The organism is Mesorhizobium sp. WSM4871 (genome assembly GCF_055811295.1).
In genome coordinates this window covers 23,582-41,616 of the sequence record NZ_JBVVPU010000010.1, presented here as the reverse complement: position 1 = coordinate 41,616, position 18,035 = coordinate 23,582, and the positions used below count along the sequence as shown (strand labels likewise).

At 62.6% G+C, this 18,035-nt stretch carries 21 protein-coding genes; 11 read left to right on the top strand and 10 right to left on the bottom strand.

The window, feature by feature from the left end; genetic code table 11:
- Position 1 precedes the first annotated feature (1 nt).
- Positions 2 to 388: a VOC family protein gene (locus AC0L2H_RS20725; RefSeq protein WP_473591953.1), complete on the bottom strand. Its 387-nt coding sequence runs from the start codon at positions 386 to 388 to the stop codon at positions 2 to 4.
- The gene (gene cysS, locus AC0L2H_RS20720) at positions 385 to 1,821 is read right to left on the bottom strand and encodes a cysteine--tRNA ligase (protein WP_473591952.1); all 1,437 of its coding nucleotides are present in this window, start codon (positions 1,819 to 1,821) and stop codon (positions 385 to 387) included. The genes AC0L2H_RS20725 and cysS overlap by 4 nt, the downstream gene beginning before the upstream one ends.
- Positions 1,822 to 2,218: 397 nt before the next feature.
- Between cysS and AC0L2H_RS20715 the strand changes: the two genes are divergently transcribed.
- The gene (locus tag AC0L2H_RS20715; protein ID WP_473591951.1) at positions 2,219 to 2,374 is read left to right on the top strand and encodes a hypothetical protein; all 156 of its coding nucleotides are present in this window, start codon (positions 2,219 to 2,221) and stop codon (positions 2,372 to 2,374) included.
- A gap of 63 nt (positions 2,375 to 2,437) precedes the next feature.
- Here AC0L2H_RS20715 and AC0L2H_RS20710 read toward each other — a convergent pair whose 3' ends face one another.
- Positions 2,438 to 3,199: an SOS response-associated peptidase gene (locus AC0L2H_RS20710; protein WP_473591950.1), complete on the bottom strand. Its 762-nt coding sequence runs from the start codon at positions 3,197 to 3,199 to the stop codon at positions 2,438 to 2,440.
- 119 nt (positions 3,200 to 3,318) lie between these two features.
- Here AC0L2H_RS20710 and AC0L2H_RS20705 point away from each other — a divergent pair, with 119 nt between their 5' ends.
- From AC0L2H_RS20705 to AC0L2H_RS20690, 4 genes are all read left to right on the top strand, one after another.
- Entirely contained in the window at positions 3,319 to 3,735 is a 417-nt protein-coding gene (locus AC0L2H_RS20705) for an NUDIX hydrolase (protein ID WP_473591949.1), read from the top strand.
- A 50-nt stretch (positions 3,736 to 3,785) separates the two neighbouring features.
- Positions 3,786 to 4,163 carry a TIGR02301 family protein gene (locus tag AC0L2H_RS20700; RefSeq protein WP_473591948.1) on the top strand — a complete coding sequence of 126 codons (378 nt, stop codon included), beginning with the start codon at positions 3,786 to 3,788 and terminating at the stop codon, positions 4,161 to 4,163.
- A 365-nt stretch (positions 4,164 to 4,528) separates the two neighbouring features.
- On the top strand, positions 4,529 to 4,786 hold the full coding sequence (locus tag AC0L2H_RS20695) for a hypothetical protein (RefSeq protein WP_107652038.1): 258 nt from the start codon (positions 4,529 to 4,531) through the stop codon (positions 4,784 to 4,786).
- A 42-nt stretch (positions 4,787 to 4,828) separates the two neighbouring features.
- Entirely contained in the window at positions 4,829 to 5,632 is an 804-nt protein-coding gene (locus AC0L2H_RS20690) for a hypothetical protein (RefSeq protein ID WP_473591947.1), read from the top strand.
- Positions 5,633 to 5,640: 8 nt separating this feature from the next.
- On the opposite strand, the gene AC0L2H_RS20685 is transcribed toward AC0L2H_RS20690, so the two are convergent.
- Positions 5,641 to 6,972: a dihydroorotase gene (locus tag AC0L2H_RS20685; protein WP_473591946.1), complete on the bottom strand. Its 1,332-nt coding sequence runs from the start codon at positions 6,970 to 6,972 to the stop codon at positions 5,641 to 5,643.
- An 82-nt stretch (positions 6,973 to 7,054) separates the two neighbouring features.
- On the opposite strand from AC0L2H_RS20685, the gene ygfZ reads away from it, so the two are divergent.
- The 3 genes from ygfZ (at position 7,055) to AC0L2H_RS20670 (ending at position 10,755) form a co-directional block, all read left to right on the top strand.
- Positions 7,055 to 7,915, top strand: coding sequence for a CAF17-like 4Fe-4S cluster assembly/insertion protein YgfZ (gene ygfZ, locus AC0L2H_RS20680; RefSeq protein ID WP_473591945.1), 861 nt, complete (start codon positions 7,055 to 7,057; stop codon positions 7,913 to 7,915).
- Positions 7,915 to 8,553, top strand: coding sequence for an HD domain-containing protein (locus AC0L2H_RS20675; protein ID WP_473591944.1), 639 nt, complete (start codon positions 7,915 to 7,917; stop codon positions 8,551 to 8,553). The genes ygfZ and AC0L2H_RS20675 overlap by 1 nt, the downstream gene beginning before the upstream one ends.
- Before the next feature lie 66 nt (positions 8,554 to 8,619).
- Positions 8,620 to 10,755 (top strand): putative bifunctional diguanylate cyclase/phosphodiesterase, encoded by a 2,136-nt coding sequence (locus AC0L2H_RS20670; RefSeq protein WP_473591943.1) that lies wholly within the window; start codon positions 8,620 to 8,622, stop codon positions 10,753 to 10,755.
- A 41-nt stretch (positions 10,756 to 10,796) separates the two neighbouring features.
- Here AC0L2H_RS20670 and AC0L2H_RS20665 read toward each other — a convergent pair whose 3' ends face one another.
- Positions 10,797 to 11,687 (bottom strand): fatty acid desaturase family protein, encoded by an 891-nt coding sequence (locus AC0L2H_RS20665; RefSeq protein ID WP_473591942.1) that lies wholly within the window; start codon positions 11,685 to 11,687, stop codon positions 10,797 to 10,799.
- A gap of 106 nt (positions 11,688 to 11,793) precedes the next feature.
- Between AC0L2H_RS20665 and AC0L2H_RS20660 the strand changes: the two genes are divergently transcribed.
- On the top strand, positions 11,794 to 12,741 hold the full coding sequence (locus AC0L2H_RS20660) for a LysR substrate-binding domain-containing protein (protein ID WP_473591941.1): 948 nt from the start codon (positions 11,794 to 11,796) through the stop codon (positions 12,739 to 12,741).
- A gap of 14 nt (positions 12,742 to 12,755) precedes the next feature.
- Here AC0L2H_RS20660 and AC0L2H_RS20655 read toward each other — a convergent pair whose 3' ends face one another.
- The 5 genes from AC0L2H_RS20655 to AC0L2H_RS20635 all read right to left on the bottom strand — a co-directional run bounded on the left by AC0L2H_RS20655 (position 12,756) and on the right by AC0L2H_RS20635 (position 17,083).
- Positions 12,756 to 13,028: a DUF3303 domain-containing protein gene (locus tag AC0L2H_RS20655; RefSeq protein WP_473591940.1), complete on the bottom strand. Its 273-nt coding sequence runs from the start codon at positions 13,026 to 13,028 to the stop codon at positions 12,756 to 12,758.
- 21 nt (positions 13,029 to 13,049) lie between these two features.
- Positions 13,050 to 14,513 carry a RimK family protein gene (locus tag AC0L2H_RS20650; protein WP_473591939.1) on the bottom strand — a complete coding sequence of 488 codons (1,464 nt, stop codon included), beginning with the start codon at positions 14,511 to 14,513 and terminating at the stop codon, positions 13,050 to 13,052.
- A 5-nt stretch (positions 14,514 to 14,518) separates the two neighbouring features.
- The gene (locus AC0L2H_RS20645; RefSeq protein ID WP_473591938.1) at positions 14,519 to 15,616 is read right to left on the bottom strand and encodes a peptidase C39 family protein; all 1,098 of its coding nucleotides are present in this window, start codon (positions 15,614 to 15,616) and stop codon (positions 14,519 to 14,521) included.
- Positions 15,617 to 15,776: 160 nt separating this feature from the next.
- Positions 15,777 to 16,568 (bottom strand): anti-sigma factor family protein, encoded by a 792-nt coding sequence (locus tag AC0L2H_RS20640; RefSeq protein ID WP_473591937.1) that lies wholly within the window; start codon positions 16,566 to 16,568, stop codon positions 15,777 to 15,779.
- Positions 16,565 to 17,083, bottom strand: coding sequence for a sigma-70 family RNA polymerase sigma factor (locus tag AC0L2H_RS20635; RefSeq protein WP_473591936.1), 519 nt, complete (start codon positions 17,081 to 17,083; stop codon positions 16,565 to 16,567). Before AC0L2H_RS20635 ends, AC0L2H_RS20640 begins: the two co-directional genes overlap by 4 nt.
- A 278-nt stretch (positions 17,084 to 17,361) precedes the next feature.
- Between AC0L2H_RS20635 and AC0L2H_RS20630 the strand changes: the two genes are divergently transcribed.
- Positions 17,362 to 17,616, top strand: coding sequence for a type II toxin-antitoxin system VapB family antitoxin (locus AC0L2H_RS20630; protein ID WP_473591935.1), 255 nt, complete (start codon positions 17,362 to 17,364; stop codon positions 17,614 to 17,616).
- Positions 17,606 to 18,034 (top strand): type II toxin-antitoxin system VapC family toxin, encoded by a 429-nt coding sequence (locus tag AC0L2H_RS20625; protein ID WP_473591934.1) that lies wholly within the window; start codon positions 17,606 to 17,608, stop codon positions 18,032 to 18,034. Before AC0L2H_RS20630 ends, AC0L2H_RS20625 begins: the two co-directional genes overlap by 11 nt.
- Position 18,035 lies beyond the last annotated feature (1 nt).

Sequence of the window (18,035 nt, the reverse complement as noted above, 5' to 3'; positions counted from 1 at the left end):
GTCACTCCGGAGCATGGCAGACCGCCTCGACGTTGTTGCCGTCTGGATCGAAGACGAAGGCGCCGTAATAGTTCGCATGGTAGTGCGGGCGCAGGCCCGGCCCGCCATTGTCCTTGCCGCCGGCGGCGATTGCCGCGGCGTGGAAGGCGTCGACCTCGGCGCGGCTGCGCGCGGTGAAGGCGACGTGCTGATGGTCCCGGGGCTTGTCCTTGCCGGTACTCAGCCAGAACACCGGCCGGTCGCGGCCATAGCCGCCGACCTTGGCACCGCCGGTATATTCCGTGGGTACCATATAGAGCAGCGAGGCGCCGAGCGGCCCCATTGCCTTGTCGTAGAACGCCTTCGACGCGTCAAAATCGGAAACGGTGATGCCGAGATGGTCGATCATCTTTTTACCTCCCAGGTGGTGATCCGTTCGCCGGTGACAGGATCCTTGCCGTCCTTCAACTGCACGCCCTGCGCCAGAAGCTCGTCGCGGATGCGGTCGGCCTCGGCCCAGTTCTTGGCGGCGATCAGTTCCAGGCGCCTGGCGATGGCCTTGTCGATTTCGCCTTCATCGACCTTGGCCGCGCCGACATCGAAGCCGAGGAACAGAAGCGCGGCCTTCAGCGAAGTGGCGGCATCGTTGCCCTCCGCCGCTTCACCAGCAAGCTGTGTCAGCACCTGGAAGGCGGCATAGGTGGCAAGATCGTCCGACAGGGCGTCCACCACGGCCGCCGGCAATTGTTGTGCTGCCGCCGGCGCCAGATCCGCGGCGCGTTTCCATTTGCGCAGGGTGTTTTCCGCCTCTTCCAGTTTGCGCACGGAAAAGTCGATCGGCTCGCGGTAGTGCGTCATCAGCATCGCCAGCCTGAGCACCTCGCCCGGCCATTTGCGGCCGCCAAAAATGTCGGTCTCCAGGAGCTCGTTGATCGAATAGAAATTGCCCAGGCTCTTGGACATCTTCTGCCCCTCGACCTGCAGGAAGCCGTTGTGCATCCACACCTTGGCCATCGTTTCGGTGCCGTGGGCGCAGCGCGACTGGGCGATCTCGTTCTCGTGGTGCGGGAAGATCAAATCGAGCCCGCCGCCATGGATGTCGAAGACCTCGCCGAGATAGGCGGCCGACATCGCCGAGCACTCAATGTGCCAGCCCGGCCTGCCCCTGCCCCATGGGCTGTCCCAGCCCGGCTCCTCCGGCGATGACAGTTTCCACAGCACGAAATCCTGCGGGTTCTTCTTGTGCGCGTCGACGGCGACGCGGGCGCCGGCCTGCTGTTCATCGAGATTGCGCTTCGACAACTGCCCGTAGTCCGGCATCGAGGCGGTGTCGAACAGAACTTCGCCTGCCGCAACATAGGCATGGCCGCGTTCGATCAAGCGTTGAATCAAGGAGATCATGTCGGCCTTGCCGTCGGGCCTGGGTGCGACGAATTCGGTGGCGCGCGGCTCGACCGTCGGCTCGAGGCAGCCGAGCATCGCCACGTCCTTGTGGAACTGATCGGCGGTCTTTTCGGTGACCCTTCGGATCGCCTCGTTCAACGACAGCTTTCCGGAAGTGATCTCGGCGCCGAAATCGCGCAGGGCGCGGTCGTTGATCTTGTCGTCGACATCCGTGATGTTGCGCACATACGTGACGTGCTTTTCGCCGTAAAGTTGGCGCAACAGACGGAACAGCACATCGAAGACGATCACCGGCCGCGCATTGCCGATATGGGCAAAGTCGTAGACCGTCGGGCCGCAGACATACATGCGCACATTGCGCGGATCGATCGGAACAAAGTCCTCCTTCGTCCGCGTCAGCGTGTTGTAGAGGCGCAGGCCCTTCGATGCGTCAGACATTCGTGCCTTCCCGGTCCGGTACTTTGTTTGGGCTGGGAGTCGTTCCCGCGCCGAGACGCCAGTCAGATTCCAGCCTGCTGGCCGGGGCGTTTGTCCACTCTAGGGAAAGATGAGGCGAAAACGTCCGGACCAGCGCGAGGCTAGCCAATAATGCAAATGCCACAAATGGCGAAAGACGTTTTCATAGGCGGCTTTATCGCCTCACCCAGTGTTGCCGTCAAGTCGCTACTGCAAGCAAAAGCGTCGCTGGATCACAGGTAATGATGCACTGAAACATTTTATTAAACATGTCAGCACAGTCATGAAACATTCGCCGGCTAGATCACCAGACGTCACGATTTGGTCGGATTCGACCAGCAAACGCAGACACGAAGACGTTACCAGGGAAGAGAAGACAATGCCTCGAACCAAGCAAGAAACCAACCGCGCCAAGCAACCGACGCTGGCCAGCCAGTACCGGGCGATCGGGCCGGCCGCGATCGTCGCCGCCCTTCTGCACACCGCAAAGAAGCAAAAGCCGGCACAGAAGATCACATCACCCCGCGCTGCCTGAGGTGACGTCCAGCCGACGCCATGCGCCGGCAAGAGGGTGCCAAAGGCCGCCGAAAAATAGCAGCTAGAACAAGGTCATCTGGCTGTCGTCAGCGCCTGGCTTCTGGCGCCTGACCTTCTCGGGCTCCGGCCCGACGACACCCCTCACCTGAATCTCCGGCCCGGTGTTGGCGACCTTGTTGACAAGGTCGGAAACCGGGATGGCTTCGAAGAAATCAAGTTGCGCCGGCCGCAACAGGTCGATGACGTCGCGCGGCTCGAGCGCTCGGCAGTCCAGCCAGCGGGCGAAATCCCGCGGGTGGATCACCACCGGCATCCGGTCATGAATGTGCGCGATGTCGGCATTGGCACGGACGGTCAGGATGGCGCCGGTGTCCATTTCGGAACCGCCCGGCTCGGCATAGGTCTCGATCAACCCGGCGAAGGCGACCAGCCCGCCATGCCTGGGCCTGATCCAATAGGGCTGCCCCCTCTTGCCACCGGTTTGCCGCCACTCGTAGAAGCCGGAGGCCGGCACCAGAGCACGGCGATGGCGCATAGCGGCACGGAACGAGGCCTTTTCCGCCGCTCCTTCCGAGCGCGCATTGAACAGCAGCGGAAACTCCCTGGTGTCTTTCACCCAGGCCGGAATCAGTCCCCAGCGCACCAGCATCGCTTGCCTGTCAGGCAGGTTCGAACCCGGCGCAAGCGGTGGACCGGCGAGCGCCATCAGCACCGGCTGCGTCGGCGCGATATTGTAGCGGGCCGGAAAATCCTCCAGTTCCGCCAGCCCAAGGAAGGCAGCGGTCTGGTCCGGTGTGGCGGTCAGGGCAAAGCGTCCGCACATGAATTCAACTTTCGAATTGGTGACATGTGAAAGTGGCGATGGAACCTGCCTTTCGCAACCGCTAAAGCTGTTCACCGACGGCCGGTCCACAACGGGCTGTGTCCATCAAGCGGGAACTCATGGAAACACGCAGGATCATTCCGGCAGTCTCGGTCGCCGTCGTGCGTGGGAACACGGTGCTGCTGGTCAAGCGAGCCAGGCCGCCCTCGCAAGGCCTCTACGCCTTCCCGGGCGGCAAGGTAGAGGCCGGCGAGACGCTGGAGGAGGCAGCAGCCCGCGAACTGCTGGAGGAGACCGGCCTGCGGGCCGAAGGCTATTGGCCGCTTCGGGAAATCCATATCGACGGACGCGACGAGAGCCATCCGGTCGATTACCGATTGACGGTGTTCGGCGCGGCCTATGCCGATGGCGAGGCGATGGCCAGCGACGACGCCGAGACCGCAGCCTTCTATACGCTCGGCGAAATGAGAACGCTGCCGCTCGCCGGCTCGGTGTTTGAGGTGGCGGAGGAGTTGCTCGGAAATACAGGCGAATAACCCCCAAGAATCCGCCTTGCGGGCGACAAAATGTTTGGCCACATAGACTTATGACCCGCACCTCGCTGTTCCTCGCAGCTTGCCTCGCCGTCAGCATGGCTGTCGGCGCGCGGCCGGCGTTCAGTGCCGAAGCCTCGTTCGAGCCCGGATTGATGCGGCTGGCGGAGGTGCTGGGCTCGCTGCATTTCCTGCGCAATCTGTGCGGCGAGAAAAGCGACCAGTGGCGCGTCGAGATGGAGAAGCTGATAGCTTCCGAAAACCCCGACCCGGAGCGGCGCGCCCGCTTCATCGCCAGTTTCAACCACGGCTATCGCTCCTTCGGCGGCACCTATACGCAATGCACCGCTTCGGCGACGGAAGCCATCAGCCGTTACATAAAAGAAGGCGAAACGCTGTCGCGCGACATCGCCTCGCGCTACGGCAACTGACGCCAATTTTTCCGCCGCCCTCCGCCCCAGCGCCGTTCGCCACATCGGGGCATTTGATCCTCCCTCCTTGTTTCCGGGAGCATCTTGGTGCAATCCTCATGTTGCACTTCTGCAACAGCATTAACGAAACGTTACGGCGTAGATGTGGAATTAACTCAAACTGAAGGTTTTCATCCCGCTCGCCGGTCTAATCGGCTAAGTTTTGAATCGGATCGAACGCAGGTTTGCTAGACGCGACGAGCCTTGTCGAAGACGACCCAAGAAATGTCGTATTTACAATGGCTTATTAGATCCGCGTAAAAAAGGGACAGCCCAAGCCTGATCCGCGTCTATCGGATCGCCGCTTGAAAAGGGTGGACATCGCAATGGAACATGCCGTCAACGACATCGACGCGCTGGTCAGGGAAGAAAAGCGCCTGACCGCCGTGGAAAGCCACAGCGAAGCCTGGGCGGAAGGGCTTTCGGCCGGAATCGAGCCGGAAATCATCGCCGAAGCCGCGCTGGAGACTGCGTTTGGCGAGATGCTGCGCGCCAACGGCGAGACTTCCGCCCTTGCCCTGCTCGACCGCATGCGTGAAAAAGTGATAGCCGGGGCTTTCGAGCCTGAAAAACTGCGGCACTAACCGGCATCCCGGGCGGGCGCGGGAACCAGGGAGAAGCAGGCAGTGATTTTCTCGATGTCAGGCAAGCCGAGTGGCTTGGTCCTCAGCATCTGGCTCGCCGTTTGCAGCGTTGCGATTCCGATTGCCCTATGCCTAACGATCAGCCCCACCCATGCACTGAGTGAAATCAAGCGCGAGGACCTTCCCGCGCCGGTCACGCCGCCCGCCAATGATGACATGTCGCCGCCAGGAAACGCGGTGCCGATGCCCGACCAACCCGGCACCACGCCGCCCGCGGCCAGTCAGCCGCCACCGTCCGACGAGCCGGGACAGAAAGAACCAAAGGGGCCGGCGAATGATGGCGGCATGGCCAGCCCGCATGCCGATCCCGACGCTCCCTTGCCCGAAGTCGTCTACGACCTCGGCAAACTGCCGGAGCCAGTCCGGCGCATGCATGATCTGATAGTCGAGGCCTGCAAGAGCGGCGACATCGAAAAACTCCGGCCGTTGATCGGCACGGGCGATGCGATGACCCAATTGTCGCTGGGCGAGATCGACGGCGACCCGATCGCCTTCCTCAAAGGCCTTGCGGGCGACACGGAAGGGCAGGAAATCCTCGCCATACTGGAAGAGGTGCTCAATGCCGGCTTCGTCCATGTCGATGCCGGCACGCCGCAGGAGCTTTATGTCTGGCCGTATTTCTTTGCGCTGCCGCTGGACAAGCTCGACGCCAGGCAAAGGGTCGAGCTGTTCAAGATCGTCACCGCCGGCGACTATAACGACATGAAGCAGTTCGGCGCCTACATCTTCTACCGCGTCGGCATCACGCCCGCCGGAGAGTGGACGTTCTTCGTCGCCGGGGATTGAGGGTCCGCTCAAACGACCAAGGCTTCGGAAAACTCCACAGCAATGCCCTGTCCGGGCGCGACGATCTCGCCATCCCACATGATCCGCCGGCCGCGCACGATTGTGCCGATCGGCCAACCGGTGACTTCTTTGCCGTCATAGGGCGTCCAGCCGGCCTTCGAGCCGGCCTGCGCATTGGTGATGGTCTCGCGGCGCTTCAGGTCGACAATGGTGAAATCGGCGTCGTAGCCGGCCGCGATACGGCCTTTCCTGGCCATGCCGAAGATGCGCTGCGGGCCATGACTGGAAAGGTCGACGAAGCGCTGCAGGGTCAGCCGGCCGGCATTGACGTGATCCAGCATGATCGGCACCAGCGTCTGCACACCGGTCATGCCCGACGGCGAGGCCGGATAGGGTTTTGCCTTCTCGGCCAGCGTGTGCGGTGCATGGTCGGAACCCAGCACATCGACGATGCCTTGCCCGATGCCGTGCCAGACACCGTCCCGGTGGCGCGCTGTCCGCACCGGCGGGTTCATCTGGATCAGCGTACCGAGCCGCGCATAATCGTCGGCTGCGAGTGTCAGATGATGTGGCGTCGCCTCGCAGGTAGCGACATCCTTGTGCCGTTCGAGGAAGGCGATCTCCTCGGCGGTCGAGATGTGCAGCACGTGAATGCGGGCGCGCGCCTTGCGGGCGATCCGAACCAGCCGCTCGGTGCAGCGCAGTGCGGCGATCTCGTCACGCCAGACCGGATGCGAGGACGGATCGCCCTCGATGCGTTCGCCAAGCCGCTCGCGCAGCCGGAACTCGTCCTCGGAGTGGAAGGCGGCGCGGCGGCGCGTATTCCCAAGGATCGCGGCGACACCCTCGTCGTCCTCGACCAGCAGGTCGCCGGTGGACGAGCCCATGAACACTTTTATGCCGGCGGCGCCGGGCAGCCGCTCCAGTTCACCGGCATCGCCGGCATTGTCGCGGGTGCCGCCGACCCAGAAGGCAAAGTCGCAATGCATGCGCCCGCTGGCACGCCGCACCTTGTCGGCAAGGGCGGCCTCGCTGGTGGTCAGCGGATTGGTGTTGGGCATTTCGAACACGGCGGTGACGCCGCCGAGCACCGCCGCGCGCGAACCGGTCTCGAGGTCTTCCTTGTGCTCCAGCCCCGGTTCGCGGAAATGCACCTGGCTGTCGACGACACCGGGCAGGATGTGCAGGCCGCGGCAGTCGATCGTCTCGCCGGCCGAGGCCTGGCCGAGATCGCCTATCACCGAGATGCGGCCCTCCTTGACACCGACATCGCGAAGACCTTCGCCGTCATGGTTGACCACGGTGCCGCCTGTCAGGATGAGGTCGTAGGTCGTGGCCATGCCGATCCGGTCTCTTGCGGGGGGAGTGTCAGCGGCTTACGTAAAGGCCGACCGTTTTGCAAGATCAGGTTTTGTCCAGCCCATGCCCTTTGCCCTGCTTAGCGACCGTGCGCTCATTTCGGTGTCAGGCCCGGACGCCGAGCATTTTTTGCAGAACATCCTGACGACCGACCTCGACACGCTTGCTTCCGGCCAGGCAAAGCCAGGCGCGCTTTTGACGCCGCAAGGCAAGATCCTGTTCGATTTCCTGATCTCGCGCGCCGGCGAGAGTGCCTTCCACCTCGAATGCCGCGCCGATGTCGCCGACGACTTCATGCGCCGGCTGATGCTCTACAAACTGCGCGCCAAGGTCGAGATTGCCAAAGCCGACCAAGGGCTTGTCGTTGTTGCGTGGGGCAATGATTCAACCGCTTCACAATCTGATTCAACCAGGGTTGCCGACAACCGCTTTCGCGATGTGGAGGTCGAGCGCCGATATGGTGGTACAGCCGAAGGTGGCGACCCCGCCGCGTGGCAGGCCTTGCGCATCGCCCATGGCATCGCCGAAAGCGGCAGCGACTACCAGCTTGGCGATGCCTTTCCGCATGACGTGCTGCTCGATGAGACCGGCGGCGTCGGTTTCAAAAAGGGCTGCTATGTCGGCCAGGAAGTGGTTTCGCGCATGCAGCATCGTGGCACCGCCAGGCGGCGTGTGCTGATCGCCAGGGCAGAGCGGCCGCTGCCCGCGCCAGGCGCCGAGCTGACGGTCGGCGGACGGCCGGTCGGCACGCTCGGCTCGACGACCGGGACGACGGGTCTTGCCATCGCCCGTATCGACCGGGTCAAGGCGGCGCTCGACGCCGGCCAGCCTGTCATCGCGGGTGATGTCGCAGTCTCGCTCACCATTCCGGCCTGGGCGAAATTCACTTTTCCGCAGGAAGCTGTCGGCGCGGAGGAAGCCTGATGGCAGCCGATCGCGCAGGCGCCCCGCCGCGCGCCTGGCAGCGCATGTTGTCCGGCCGGCGGCTCGACCTGCTGGACCCCTCGCCGCTCGACATCGAAATTTCCGACATCGCGCACGGGCTTGCCCGCGTCGCCCGCTGGAATGGCCAGACCAGCGGCGATCACGCGTTTTCGGTCGCCCAGCATTCGCTGCTGGTCGAGGCGCTGTTTTCCGAACTGGTGCCGGACGCCTCGGCTGATGCGCGGCTGGCTGCCTTGCTGCACGACGCGCCGGAATATGTCATCGGCGACATGATCTCCCCGTTCAAATCGGTGATGGGCGGCAGCTACAAGGATTGCGAGCTTCGGCTTCAGCGCGCCATCCACCAGCGCTTTTCGCTGCCGGCTGAACTCGGCGCCGGCCTGCGCAAGGAGATCAAGCGCGCCGACCAGATCGCCGCCTACTACGAGGCGACATTATTGGCCGGCTTCTCAACGGCGGAGGCGACCGAGTATTTCGGCCGGCCGCGCGGCTTCAATGCAGAGCGCTTCGATTTCATGCCGCGTTCGGTGACCTGGGCGCAAGACGCCTTCCTCAAGCGGTATGCGGCGATTGAAACGAAACGTCGGGCAGCGATTACGGTGCACTCGGCGAAGTAAAAGAACGCTAAATTAACCGGCGGCTAGCACAGTACCGTGTCCGATCTCGGTCCCGCAGGCCCATACATGCCCGTCGCTCATGCCAAGGCTGGTTCGCCCGCACGCAGGCGCGGCGCTGGAGGCTTCGGCCCGAAGCGGCGCATCGAAGACGAACCGCACGAGCAGAACGAACGCTTTTCGGCAGCTGTCGAGAACATGTCGCATGGGCTGTGCATGTTCGACGCCAACGAGCGCATGATCATCTGCAACGGCAACTATGTCAGCATCTTCTGCCTCGACGCCGAAATCGTGCGACCAGGCATCCGGTTTTTCGACATCCTCCAGCACAGCGTCGACATCGGCGTCGCCTCGCAGAGCGCCGAAGAACTCTACGCCATCCGCAAGCCCTATATCGACCAGGCAAAACCCTCGACCTACGAGGAAACGCTCTCGGACGGGCGCATCGTCGACATTTCGCACAGACCGCTGGCCTCGGGCGGCTGGGTGTCGATCTACGAGGACATCACCGAGCAACGACGCGCCGAACGGGAGCTGAAGGAACAGAACCGCCGCTTCGACGCTGCACTCGCCAACATGTCGCAAGGCCTGTTGATGTACGACGCGAACGGCAAGCTGATCGTGCGCAACGAACGCTTTTTGGAACTCTACAAAGTAGCGCCAGCCGATTTTCCATTTGGCATGAGCCATCGCGACCTGATCGAGCAGCTTGTCCGCCTGGGCGTCTATGCAGGGATCGACATCGATAGCGAAATCACGAACACCGTGTCCAGCCTACAAGCTGGAAAAATGCGGTCGATCCAGCGCCATCTTGCCGATGGCAGGACACTGTCGATCGTGCAGCGACCGATGAGCGGCGGCGGCTGGGTGGCAACTTTCGACGACATCACCGAACGCCGACGCGCCGAAGAGCGCATGACCCATCTTGCGCTTCACGATACGCTGACCAACCTGCCCAATCGCTCGATGTTCCGCGACCGGCTCGACCAAGCCTTGGGCGAGGCTGCGAATCTGGCGATATTGTCGCTCGACCTCGACCGCTTCAAGGCCGTCAACGACACGTGGGGGCACCCGGTGGGCGACTGGCTGCTGAAATGCGTGGCCGAACGGTTGCAGCGTTGCCTGCGCAATGAAACAGATGTCGTCGCCCGTTTCGGCGGCGACGAATTCGTCATCATCCAGTTCGATCCCAAAGGCGCTACCGATGCGGAAAAATTGGCAAAACGCATCGTCGACATGATTGGAAAACCGTTTCGCGACAAAGGCCGCGACATGCATGTCGGCATCAGCCTCGGCATCGCGCTTTTCCCCGACGACGGCACAGACGCCGACACGCTCCTGAAAAACGCCGACATGGCCCTCTACCGGGCAAAGAGCGAAGGGCGCAATGTTTACCGCTTCTTCGAGCCCGGCATGGATGCGATGGTGCGGGCGCGACGGGCACTGGAAACCGACCTTGAGGCAGCGTTGCCGCGGCGGGAGTTCGAGCTGGATTTCCAGCCCATCATGAACATCGCTTCCGGCGAAATCGTCGGCGCCGAGGCGTTGATGCGTTGGCATTCGCCGGCACGCGGCCGGGTGGCGCCGGACAATTTCATCCCCGTCGCCGAAGAAATCGGGCTGATCGTGCCGCTTGGCGAATGGGCGCTGAGGAAAGCCTGCACGGTGGCGGCAGGTTGGCCGCATGGGCTGCGCATTGCGGTCAATGTCTCGGCCGTGCAGATCAAAAGCGGCACCTTTGCCCGCAGCGTCATCTCGGCACTGGCATTTTCAGGTGTGCCGGCCAGCCGGCTGGAACTGGAAATCACCGAAACGGTGCTGATGGACGAAAGCGATACGGTGCTGAAGACACTCAGGCAGTTGCGTGAGCTTGGCATCCACATCGCGCTGGACGATTTCGGCATAGGCTATTCGTCGCTGGGTTATCTTCGCCGCTTCCCGGTCGACAAGATCAAGATCGACCGCTCCTTCATCCGTGACATCGACAACCGCGATACCGCGGCGATCGTGCGCACGGTCATCGGGCTCGGCGCGCAGCTCGGCATCACCGTTACAGCAGAAGGTGTCGAAACCGAAGCTCAACTGGAGTTCCTGCGCAAGGAGGGCTGTGTCGAGGCCCAAGGCTACCTGATCGGCGTGCCATCCAAGGCAGCGGACATCGCTCGCCTGCTGGAGACGTGCGCGGCAAGCAGGCAATCAGGCTGATCGCGGCAGGGCCGAGCCAGTCAGCGGCTCGGCCTCAGCCATCAGCGCAATGTTTCGATGTATTTTTCGTGGAAGCGCACGTAACCGGCTTCGATCTCCTTGAGATGACGCTCGATCAGGGCATGAAACGCCGGCAGTTGATGGAAAGGCACACCCGGATAGGCATGATGCTCGGCGTGGAAGGGCATGTTCCAGGCGAGCCTGCGGACAAACCAGTTGGTCAGCGTGGTCCGGGTGTTTTCCAGCATGTTGGCGACAAGCGGACAACGGCCATGTTCGGCCAGGAGATAGAGGCGCAGGAATGGCTGCCCGAGCAGCGCCGGCACGATCCAGATATAGAGCAGCGTGGTTACCCGGAACCAGAGGGCCAGCACCAGCACCACGGCATAGAAGGCAATCATGGCGCGGGCCTCGGCGCGCACCTTGGGCCGGCCTTTTGGCGGCACGTAGCTGTCCCGACAGCCGCCGGTCGCGTTGGTGTAGAGCGTCTTGAAGTGGCCCCGCCACACCGGAATCCCGGAAACGTGGACGATATACTGCCGCCAGGTTTCGGGTTTCGGGAAGGCGAGTTCCGGGTCGTTCTCCGGATCCTGGGTGAAGCGGTGATGGGCGAAATGGAAATAACGGAACCAGTCGGCCGGCAGCGCGATCGCCAGGCTGCAGACGCGAGCCACGAAATCGTTCAGCCGCTGTGTTTCGAAAGCCGTGCGATGGACCGTCTCGTGGAGAAGCGTGAACAGGAAAACGATGAGGATGCCTTGCGGCAGCATCAATAGCGGCCAGTACGGCACCTTGGCGATGATCAGTGCGCCGATGACGATAATCGCGCCCCAATGAGCGCCAAGCTGCAGCAACCCGAGGCGATCCGACTTGGCGGTCAGCCGATCGCGCTGTTGCTGCGTCAGCGATGCGATCACGTCGCGATGGTCCATGGTTTTGATCCCGCACTGTCGATCGGAGGAGCCTAATCGCCAAAACAGCTTTCGCAAAACGAGGATTTCTGCAATTTAGACAAGCTCAACTTATCTGTTGGTCGCCATGGTCGCACTTCCATCCTTGCGGGGACTCCAGGCTTTCGAGGCCGCGGCGCGCTGCGGCAGCTTTGCCGCCGCGGCGCAAGAACTTTCGATTTCCGCGGCTGCGGTCAGCCAATTGATCCGGACCATCGAGGACCAGATGGGCCGCAAGCTGTTTCACCGGGTCAACCGCCGTGCCGTGCTGACCGATGCCGGCCGGGAAATGCTGCCTCGGCTGACCACGGCCTTCGAGGAGATCGGCAGCGTGTCGCGCGAGCTCAGCGGCGCGGAGTTTCGATCGCGGCTTGTCGTCTCGGTGCCGCCATCAATGGCGATGGGCTGGCTTTCGACGCGGCTGAAGAGCTTTGTCGTCAGCCATGGCGCGGTCGACATATCGCTGAGAGGCGAAGACGATCCGGTGTCATTCGACCGCGACATGATCGACATACGTCTTTCCTATGGGCGCGCCCACTATCGCGACCAGGCGACGGAAGACATCGTGAGAGACGCCGTCTATGCTGTTTGCGCACCTGGCCTGGCAAGGGAGATCGGCGATCTCGAAGGCGCCGCCGCGCTTGCCCGCTTGCCGTTGATCCACACCGACTGGGGGCCGACAGGCGCCTCCTTTCCATCCTGGCGCGGCTGGTTCGAGACGGCCGGCATCGAGCCCGGCCGCGCCAGCCAGCGCGGTCTGTCGGCGAATTCGTCGCGGGCGGCGCTCGATCTGGCCATCTCGGGCCTCGGCGTCGCGCTGGCGCAAGGCGTCTTCTGCGCCGAGGCGGTGGAAGACGGCAGGCTGGTGAGGCCCGTCGCACAGGCGCTGGAGCTGCGCCAGCCCTATTGCCTGACGATTCCGCAACGAAGCTTGAGGCGCGACGTGGTGGCGGCGTTCAAGGAATGGCTGATCGAGGAATGCCTGTGCTCGGTGGGTTCGCCGGCGTTGATCACTCGGCCATCCGAGGGCCGGTGACGGCGGTTGTTCGCTCAGAGATGTCCGCTCAATGCTTCCACCATGTGCTTGTTCGTCGCCACGGGAACGATCTCGAATTCGACCAGATCCGCCCATTCGACGACCCAACGCTGCAGTAGCGTGACGTCGTCGGCCTCCACCAGCAAGAAGCAGCGGCTCATATCCGCAGCGATCCAGCTGTGATGCACGACGAGCGCGTCCGGCTTCAGGCGGCCCTGGTCGCGGAAGCGACGGTAGATCTCCTTGCGGTCACAGCCGCGAAAATCCTCGGTCACGAAAAACAGCATCGCCGCCCCCTATTCGGATGATTATCGCCCCGGCCGGTCGAGCCGCTCCAGGAACCACTGCGTCAGCCGCACCCAGACCTCGTCCTTTTCACCGGAATCCTCCCAGCCATGGTCGAGGTTGGGATTGTCGTTGACCTCGATGACGAAGACGCCGTCCCTGGTCTCCTTGAGGTCGACGCCATAGAGGCCGTCGCCGATACAACGCGCAGCCCTGACCGCAGTTTCAACAACATGGGCCGGCGCTTCCTTCAGCGTGAAGGTCTTGATGCCGCCCTGGTCGGGCTTGCCGTTGGCCTTGTGGTTGACGATCTGCCAGTGCTTCTTGGCCATCAGATAATGCACGGCAAACAAGGGCTGGCCGCCGAGCACGCCGACACGCCAGTCATACTCGGTCGGAATGAATTTTTGCGCGATCAAAAGGTCGGAATCCTCCAGCCATTCGGTGGCCAGCGTCTTCAGCTCCTCGAAGGTCTCGCATTTCTTCACACCGCGCGAGAATGAGGAGTCCGGGATCTTCAGCACCAGCGGGAAACCCAGCGTCTGCGCCGCCAATTCTAGGTCCGAGGTGCCAGCGATCATCACCGTCGGCGGCACCGGCACCTTGTTATAGGTCATCAGCTCGTTGAGATAGACCTTGTTGGTGCAGCGGATCATCGACAGCGGGTCGTCGATGACCGGCATGCCTTCCTGCTGGGCGCGGCGGGCGAAGCGGTAGGTGTGGTTGGAGATCGAGGTGGTCTCGCGGATAAACAGCGCGTCGTAATTGGCGAGCTTGGCCAGGTCCTTCCTGGTGATCGGCTCGATTTCGACGCCCATTTTCTCGGCGATCTTGGCCCAATAGCGAAGCGACGAAATCTCCGACGGCGGCAGTTCCTCATGCGGATCGACCAGCGTGGCGAAGGTGTAGCGCGCCGGCGTGCGGCCCTTGGTGTCGCGCCACTCGCGGTTGGTGTAGGTCTCGAGGCACCGCAGGAAGTGCACTTTTTCCTCGTCGGTCATCCGGATCAGCGGATGGAAGCCGATCTTGCGGATCGCCGCCCATTCGGCGCTGTCCTTGATGTGGACCTCCAGCGCCGGCGCCCGGAACCAGTCGAACAGGAGCTTGGCGAATCGATCCCATACTTTCGACGGGCCGATGCCGAAGAAGATGCAGACCTTCTGCGGAAAGGCGCCGCCGAGATCCTTGCGGCATTTGTTGAGCGCGAGCTCGAGTTCGGGCAGCGCATGCTCGTAGAGCTTGCGCTCCGACAGGTCGATCATCGTCTCGACCGTCGGGATGACCTTGTGGCCGCGCGAGCCGGCGAGCAGCGAGGCATAATAGCCACGGCTCTGATAGCCGTAATTGTTCGACAGGTTGATGACCTTCGGCCGCTGGCCGCGAAACAGCGCCGGATGCGCAAGATAGTCGCGGTTGGTGATGATCTTGTGCGGCGTCGCCACCTGGTCGAGATCGTTCTGCCGGCCGGTGAGGATGACCCAGGTCATTGTCTTCAGCGCTTTCCTAGCGTGATGGCGGCACGCAGTCCGTCGCGGCCGAACTGCGCCATGTTCATGAAGATGCCGTAAGGCACGGGAATGTTGGCGGCATCAAGGATGGTCTCCTGCCTCTCGTCCTCGACCCAGGGATCATGGATCAGGATATGGTCGCCATCGTCGCCGATGGCCAGAACCCAATGCGGCACTTTCTTGCCGAACATCAGGAAGCCGCTGACCAGGACCAGCACCAGTTTGCCTTCGGCGATGGCGGCGCGGATATCGTCGATGGCGAATGGACGGTAATTCACCGGGATGCCGTAAAGTTCCGCGCGCCGGCGAAAGTCGACCTGCGCCAGTTCCATGACCCGGCGTTTGTCCTGGCTGCGCACCGACTGCAGGAACAGCGCGCCGTAGAAGGACACGTAGATCTCTGCCGAGAGCCCGCTTTCATAGCCGGCGACAGCGAGCCCGAACGGTTCGCAGCCGCCCGGCCCCGACATCATGAAAACGGTGGTTGCTTCGCGCCACAGACGGATTTCCATGACCGGATCCGGCACGAAGCCGGGATCGAAATTGGCCATCGCCATCATCAGGCAGCACGGGCCGCAGGTGAATTCGCAGGTCTGCTGGTAGAACGGCACCCTGGTGGCGACCGGAATGTCGCCGCGCAACGCCTTCTCATAGCGAAGCGCAGTGGCGCCGTCCTCGTAATAGCCGGGTTCACGGCCGATCTTGCGGTAGCCGCTCTGCTCGTAGATGCGGATCGCCCGACTGTTGTCCTCGCGCACTTCGAGGCGCAGCATCATGCGGTCATGCTCGAAGGCGGCCTCCTCGGCCCGCTCCAGCAGCATGCGGCCAATGCCGAGCCCGCCGAAGAAGGAACCGACGGCAATCGAATAGAGCCGCGCGACGCCGCTGCCCTTGCGAAACAGCACGACCGCATAGCCGGCGATGCGGCCATCGCTTTCGGCGACCAGCATCTCGGCGGTCTCGCGCTCGATCAACTGGCGAAAGGAGCGGCGGGAAATACGGTCGCTCGAGAAAACAGCTTTCTCGATGGCGGCGAGGTCATCGACGTCGGACGCGCGGGCCTTGCGAATCTCGGCAGGCATGCGGGCTCAGAAAACCTCGATTGGGTTGTGGAAACGGCCCTGGTCGAAACATCGGTCACACCGGCGGAAACACCAGCATTCGTCAAGCGCTATCGCACCTCGATTCGGGCCGAATTGTGACAGTTCCAGCGGTCGCACCGGCTTTGAAAAGATGGCGCCTTCAGCCGGCCAGGCCGGCCAGAAGCTGGCTGTAGGCGTTCTTGGCCACCGAGGTCAGTTGCGCGCGCGGCAGCGAGCCGACGACGGCGCAGGCATATCCCTTGTCCAGCCAGTAGACAGCCTCGGGGCCGTTTTCTTCCGATCCATAGGTGCCCTTGGCTTTTCCGGCCGATTCGGAAGTGACGAAGAGGGAAATGCGCTCGCCCTTGTCGTCCTCGTAGAGCAGCATCGCAGCCTTGCCATCGCCGGCGGGCAGCAGCCGGCCGCCGACGAGCTGGAACCCTTCCGCCGCCAGATCCGGTGCGACCAGTTTCAGGCCGACCCGGTTGGACAGCCAGGTCTGCAAATGATCCTTGTCGCTGGCCGGCACTTCCACCGCGTGCCGTTTTTCAGCGGCATAGATGACATGGGCCGCGATCGCCTGCTCGGCGAGTTGGTCGTCGACGGGATCTTCCAGGCCCAGACGGTCGATACCGGCGACATAGCCACCGGCGCCGCCGACGGCCAGCACCGCCGCCGCGGCAGCGGCAAGCCACCAGCGCGAGCGCCCTCCCGCCGTCCTTGCCGGCGTCTCGCCCAAGACGATTTTCTGCAGCCGCGCCGGCACCGGCTCGTCGAGCACGCCGGCGAAGGCGGCATGGAGCGCGGCACGGTCGGCGACATAGCGGGCGCTCTTCACCTTCATTTCGGGATTGGCGTCGAGCCAGGCGTCATACGCCGCGCGCTCGTCGCCCGGCAACTCGCCGTCGAGGGCCATGTGGATGTCGCGTTCGGAAAAATCGTGCCGGCTCATTTCTCGACGATCCTTATCGAGCGGCGGCGCGCGGTGTCCTCCAGCAATCCGCGCAATTCCTCACGCCCGCGCGCGATGCGCGACATCAATGTACCGGCGGGAACGCCGAGGATGTTGGCGGCCTCGGCATAGGAAAAGCCTTCGATGGCGACCATCACCAGTGCCGCACGCCGGTCGGGGCTGATCGCCTGCAGCGCGTCGACGATCTCGCGCGTGGCGATGCCCGCCACCTGCTCGGCAGGCGCTGCCTGCGCTTCGCTTGCTTCCAGCGGCAGCATAGCGGCCTCACCGCGCCGGTTGACCTTGCGCATCTGGTCGATGAACAAATGATGCATGATCGTAAACAGCCACCTTCTGGGGCTTTCTCCAGTCTGCCAGTTGTCGAGCCGCACAAGCGCCCGTTCCAGGCAGTCCTGAACGAGATCGTCTGCGGAATCGCGGTCGCGCAGCAGCGAGCGCGCGTAGCGACGCAGCCGCGGTATTTCGCCAAGGATCGCTGCCTTCTTTTCGTCCATGACCGCTGATTCTGAGGTCGCCCTGTCATCCCGATTGAATGCGTCTTCGCGGCGCAGCGCAAGCGGCCAAAGCGAAGCGGCCTGCCGCCCCGGTCACCCAAGCAATGTAACAACGCTGGCGGGCACCGGTTTATTCCCGGCTGACGTGGGGTTTCCTGTCGAGATTTATGCCTCGGGGACGAGAAATTTCAGATTGAAAGCGCATAGCCAAAGGTGTATATTCAATGTCGTATATTTAGTATATTCATTTTGGAATATACACCAAACGGGGAGTCGATATGTCCCTCTACATTCGCGATGACGAGGTCGATGCGCTGGCTCGTCAATTGCAGTCTGCCATCAAGGCCCCCACGAAGACGGAGGCGGTGCGGATCGCTCTCAAGCGCGAACTAGAACGAACTTATGCCGTGCTTCCCCTGCGAGAGCGCATCAAAAAGTATCAGGATGCCGCGAGCGCACTTGGTCCTGATGACCCCACCTTCGACATGAAGAAATTTATGGACGAAGCATGGGGAGAATCCGATGTTCCTTGATGCCTCCGCCATTATCACACTGATTTTGAGAGAGGCAGATGCAGAGCGTTTGCTAGGAAGGATTGAAACCGCCGATGCGCTTTACTTCTCGCCCAGTTCCGCGTTTGAAGCGATTTTGGGGATAGCCCGCAGAAAATCTGTAGCTGAAAGCGGCGATCAAGCTCCGACACCTCCTGCTCTGATCGATCAATGCCAAACGATTGTCATCGGCTTCCTGGCCGAACTCAAGGCCGTGGAAGTTCCTCTGGATACCGCCATTCGCGAACTCGCCATCAAAGCCGCCCGCGACTACGGTCGATATGTCGGCCATCCCGCCAAGCTGAACTTCGGCGACTGCTTCAGCTATGCATGTGCCAAGTCCTACCGAGTCCCACTGCTCTACAAGGGCAATGATTTCTCGCAGACCGATCTGGCTTGAG

Coding starts and splice junctions, on each gene's coding strand:
- AC0L2H_RS20725 (WP_473591953.1), bottom strand. CDS start 388: ATGATCGACCATCTCGGCATCACCGTTTCCGATTTTGACGCGTCGAAG.
- cysS (WP_473591952.1), bottom strand. CDS start 1,821: ATGTCTGACGCATCGAAGGGCCTGCGCCTCTACAACACGCTGACGCGG.
- AC0L2H_RS20715 (WP_473591951.1), top strand. CDS start 2,219: ATGCCTCGAACCAAGCAAGAAACCAACCGCGCCAAGCAACCGACGCTG.
- AC0L2H_RS20710 (WP_473591950.1), bottom strand. CDS start 3,199: ATGTGCGGACGCTTTGCCCTGACCGCCACACCGGACCAGACCGCTGCC.
- AC0L2H_RS20705 (WP_473591949.1), top strand. CDS start 3,319: ATGGAAACACGCAGGATCATTCCGGCAGTCTCGGTCGCCGTCGTGCGT.
- AC0L2H_RS20700 (WP_473591948.1), top strand. CDS start 3,786: ATGACCCGCACCTCGCTGTTCCTCGCAGCTTGCCTCGCCGTCAGCATG.
- AC0L2H_RS20695 (WP_107652038.1), top strand. CDS start 4,529: ATGGAACATGCCGTCAACGACATCGACGCGCTGGTCAGGGAAGAAAAG.
- AC0L2H_RS20685 (WP_473591946.1), bottom strand. CDS start 6,972: ATGGCCACGACCTACGACCTCATCCTGACAGGCGGCACCGTGGTCAAC.
- ygfZ (WP_473591945.1), top strand. CDS start 7,055: ATGCCCTTTGCCCTGCTTAGCGACCGTGCGCTCATTTCGGTGTCAGGC.
- AC0L2H_RS20675 (WP_473591944.1), top strand. CDS start 7,915: ATGGCAGCCGATCGCGCAGGCGCCCCGCCGCGCGCCTGGCAGCGCATG.
- AC0L2H_RS20670 (WP_473591943.1), top strand. CDS start 8,620: ATGCCCGTCGCTCATGCCAAGGCTGGTTCGCCCGCACGCAGGCGCGGC.
- AC0L2H_RS20665 (WP_473591942.1), bottom strand. CDS start 11,687: ATGGACCATCGCGACGTGATCGCATCGCTGACGCAGCAACAGCGCGAT.
- AC0L2H_RS20660 (WP_473591941.1), top strand. CDS start 11,794: ATGGTCGCACTTCCATCCTTGCGGGGACTCCAGGCTTTCGAGGCCGCG.
- AC0L2H_RS20655 (WP_473591940.1), bottom strand. CDS start 13,028: ATGCTGTTTTTCGTGACCGAGGATTTTCGCGGCTGTGACCGCAAGGAG.
- AC0L2H_RS20650 (WP_473591939.1), bottom strand. CDS start 14,513: ATGACCTGGGTCATCCTCACCGGCCGGCAGAACGATCTCGACCAGGTG.
- AC0L2H_RS20645 (WP_473591938.1), bottom strand. CDS start 15,616: ATGCCTGCCGAGATTCGCAAGGCCCGCGCGTCCGACGTCGATGACCTC.
- AC0L2H_RS20640 (WP_473591937.1), bottom strand. CDS start 16,568: ATGAGCCGGCACGATTTTTCCGAACGCGACATCCACATGGCCCTCGAC.
- AC0L2H_RS20635 (WP_473591936.1), bottom strand. CDS start 17,083: ATGGACGAAAAGAAGGCAGCGATCCTTGGCGAAATACCGCGGCTGCGT.
- AC0L2H_RS20630 (WP_473591935.1), top strand. CDS start 17,362: ATGTCCCTCTACATTCGCGATGACGAGGTCGATGCGCTGGCTCGTCAA.
- AC0L2H_RS20625 (WP_473591934.1), top strand. CDS start 17,606: ATGTTCCTTGATGCCTCCGCCATTATCACACTGATTTTGAGAGAGGCA.